The sequence below is a fragment of the Geobacillus sp. ZGt-1 genome (assembly GCF_001026865.1).
GTDB classification, from domain to species: Bacteria; Bacillota; Bacilli; order Bacillales; family Anoxybacillaceae; genus Geobacillus; species Geobacillus thermoleovorans.
The window spans coordinates 11,687-15,309 of sequence record NZ_LDPD01000026.1; the positions used below are offsets into that span (position 1 = coordinate 11,687).

At 56.6% G+C, this 3,623-nt stretch carries 3 protein-coding genes and 1 pseudogene; all 4 read right to left on the reverse strand.

The window, feature by feature from the left end; genetic code table 11:
- Positions 1 to 359, reverse strand: a pseudogene (locus tag VU18_RS13720) (hypothetical protein); the annotation flags it as partial.
- A 129-nt stretch (positions 360 to 488) separates the two neighbouring features.
- Positions 489 to 1,181: a ComF family protein gene (locus tag VU18_RS13725; RefSeq protein ID WP_047758298.1), complete on the reverse strand. Its 693-nt coding sequence runs from the start codon at positions 1,179 to 1,181 to the stop codon at positions 489 to 491.
- Complete coding sequence (locus VU18_RS13730; protein ID WP_047758299.1) at positions 1,178 to 2,569, reverse strand: DEAD/DEAH box helicase; 1,392 nt, start codon at positions 2,567 to 2,569, stop codon at positions 1,178 to 1,180. The genes VU18_RS13725 and VU18_RS13730 overlap by 4 nt, the downstream gene beginning before the upstream one ends.
- A gap of 859 nt (positions 2,570 to 3,428) precedes the next feature.
- The coding region (locus VU18_RS20565) for a DegV family protein (RefSeq protein WP_047758346.1) at positions 3,429 to 3,623 on the reverse strand (195 nt) is incomplete at its 5' end.

Consider the following 3,623-nt stretch of genomic DNA (forward strand, 5'->3'; position numbering starts at 1 on the left):
TTTTGCTCTACGGTGCCTGGGGCTTCGGTGAAAAACGTCCGCAAGGTGGAAACGATCTCTTTTGTGAGCGATTGTCCATGTTTTTGCAGCCAATCTCCGACCTGTCTCAGCTCAGGCAATAACGGTTCAGAAGCAGAAAAATGAACCGCTTGTTTGTCCGTCTCTTGTGGCGGACGGGGAACGATTCGCGCCACAGGAACTCCTTCTTGTTCACCGACGATTTGGATCGTTGCACGCCCTTCCTGCGGCCATTCTCCTTCCGTTCGCACCCGCACGTCGGTCCCCTTGATCACGACGACTGCCTCGCCGTCTCGGCTTTCTTTGATGACGGCATCGTATGTTTCGCCCTTTTGCACCATCAGGGTTTGATTTGGCGACGTTATCGATTGTCTAGTAAAAACGTTGCGAATTTCCATCCCCGTTCACCTTCCGCTCGATTCGATTGCTACTGTTTATATCGGCACATCCACCATGAATGTTTACACCCTTCACGCCCGTACGAGCGTCAACGCTCCCACCTCGGCCGCCCCCGCTTCAAGCAACACAAGGGCCGCGTGGCGGATGGTGATGCCCGTCGTGTAAATGTCATCGATGAGGACGATTCGTTTCCCTGCAAGCGGCGGGCGGTCAACGAGGAAAAACGGGTTGTCGGTCTCCAGCCGCTCGCGGCGCGATTTTTTCGATTGTTTTTCGGAATGTTTGCGGGAAAGCCAAAGAAAGGACGGGGACGGAAGCAGACGGGCGAGCGCTTCGGCTTGGTTGAAGCCGCGCTCATACAGCCGTTCGGGGCTCAGCGGGATCGGGACGATGTGCCAATCGCGGCCGAAATGACGGCGAAACGCTTGGGAAAACGGACGGCGGAACGCCTCGATGATGGCATAGTCGCCGCGGAATTTCCATAAGGCGACGACGTCTTTCATCCAGTCGTTGTATATATACACAGATCGGTTTTTCACGAGCACCCTCCCCCACTGTTCATCTTCCTGCCACCGGAGGCAGTCGGCGCACAGCGATGGCTTGGCTTCCTCAAGCGGGCGGCCGCACATCTCGCAAAGTCGGCCGTCAATGAGTTTGAACGACCCGCGGCAGCGCGGGCAAAGGACGTCAAGGTCTTCGAGGAAAAGAAACTGGCGCCAGCTCGCGATCGGGTTGTACGAAGAATGGCAAAGGAGGCAGTTCATGGGCGCAGCAGCCCCCTTTTCTTCGCTTCTTCGTTCATGCGGAGGATATGGCGGCGCGCCCGCACCATCTCGTTCGTTTTCCCGTGATGGAAAAAGCGGACATCGCCATCCGGAAACGCGGCGTGGCGGCCCACGCGGCCGGCGATTTGCACGAGAGCGCTTTCCGTGAAGATGCAGTCTTCGGCGCCGAGAACGGCGACATCGATGTTCGGCACCGTCACTCCCCGTTCAAGGATCGTCGTTGTGACGAGCAGCGGCACGCGCCCATCGCGAAATGCCTGAACGTGCTCGGCTCTGTCTGGGGCTTCGGCATGAACGCCGACGATGCGGGGATCGACGCGCTGCAAGAGGCGGGTGACAGCTTCAAGCTCATCGATATGGGGAACGAACAAAAACGCTTGTTTTCCCTGCGCCAAACGATGGAGAACCCACGCAAGGACGTTTTCGGGCAAGCGGCCGCGCTCTAACCGTTTGCGCCAATTGCCGCACCATTCGAACACGGGGACGGGAAGCGGACGGCCGTGGTAGCGGGCGGGGATGACGACAGCTTTCCGTTTACCTCTTGTGATGTCAAGCTGCCAAGCGCGGGACGGGGTGGCGGTTAAATAAATGAGGCTCGACTGTTCTTTCCGCGCTTGACTGACGGCGTATTGGAGCATCGGCTCAACAGAATATGGAAAGGCATCGACTTCATCCACGATCATAACGTCAAAGACGCGGTAAGCCCGCAGCAACTGGTGGGTGGTTGAGAGGACCAAGGAAGCGATCCGCCCGCGCTCTTCGCTTCCGCCGTGCCAAACAGCGAGCGGAACGCGCGGGAACGCTTGGCGAAAGCGGGGAGCAAGCTCGCGGACGACATCGGTCCGTGGCGTGGCGAGGCCAACGCGCCAGCCCTTCTCGAGCGCGGCGGCGATGGCGGGAAACAAAATCTCGGTTTTCCCTGCGCCGCATACGGCCCAAACGAGCAGTTCGCTTCGATCGAGCACGGCCTGTTTGACAGCCATAGCGGCATCCTCCTGAGCGGCGGACAGCGTCCCATCCCAAACAAGCGGCGCCTCGTGCCGCTCGGACGGAAGCGGCATCGTCACGTGCACAAGGCGGGTGCAGGAGCTGATGCGCCCCATCACGAGACACTTGCGGCAATACGCGCAATCCGATCCACAGCGGGCGCATGGAAACGATGCAAAAAGACGCGCGTCTTCATTCCCGCAGCGCATACAGCGCCAGTCGCGCGCTGTTTTGATGAGGCCGGGCTGTTCGTGAACCCAACCGGCTTGCACCGCGGCTTTGATTTCTTCATCAGAAAACGGCAGTTGTTCGCGTGGGAGGCGCTGGCCGTTCAACCATGAAACGAGGTGTGGAACACAAGATGGTTGTTGGATGCACAAGAAGCATCACTCCTTTTGAACGTATGAAAAGCACGTTCCCCAGCTGAGAGGCAAGAAGAGCAGATGACGCGGCAAAAACCCTCTCTCCCCAAGTTGAGAGGCTTGAAGCGCATAAAGGTACAGGAAGAGCGATCGACGGCGTTCTTTTTCGTAAAAAGTTAGAAAGATGGTGAAAAATGGGCGTCATGCGCAAAACAGCAACATTCCGCTAGAAAAGAAAGTGGAGATGAAAAGGCCTTTCCAAATGGAATAAGGATGTGGTTTGACCGTCTTTTTCACGACATATCGGCCTTCGAAAGAAATGGATGCGGCGAAACATGACGCCAGCGAAGATTCACAGGAGAGTCATGGAGCCGATCAATAACGTGTTTCGACAACATTCCCAGGGAAATAGCGACAAATTTTTCAGGAAAGGAAAACGGTTCGACAAGTTTGGCCAGCCCCACATCTCCGCCCGTTTCATAAAGTGGAGAGAGGAGAGGAAGACGATGCAGCTGACGAATTTGACATTCCCCACACCTAAAGGGAATAGGTTTTCTCGCTCTTATGTTTGTCACAGATGAATTCGTCAACTGCGGGCAGTTATGGAGAATACCGCCGAAGGAGAATGGCAAGCGCATTGAAGTTGGATGAGGAAATCGATAAAAACATTATATGAAATAGCATCCACTATGAATAGCATCAACATGGCCCAAAACTCATTCGGATCATTTCGTCCCATGAACGCCAAACGGGAAGACGGAAACATCTTGATCGACCATACAGCGGAAACGAGAATCCGCCGCCGTGCAAGGCGGAGCGCACCGTTCCGCCTTGCGCTTGGCTGTAGAGCCTCGAGACGGCGCTTTGCGGCCTCGGCTTAAGGCTGATACCACGTCAACCCGAGCGCGCCTTCGCCGACGTGCGTGGCGATGACGGGGCCAAAATAGCTGATCGAAAATTCGACGTGCGGATAGCGGGCGGACAGCTCATCGCGCCAGCGGTGCGCTTCATCGGGCTGGTTGGCGTGGATGATGGCGGCTTTGAGCGGCACACCCTTTTCCGCATCTTCTGC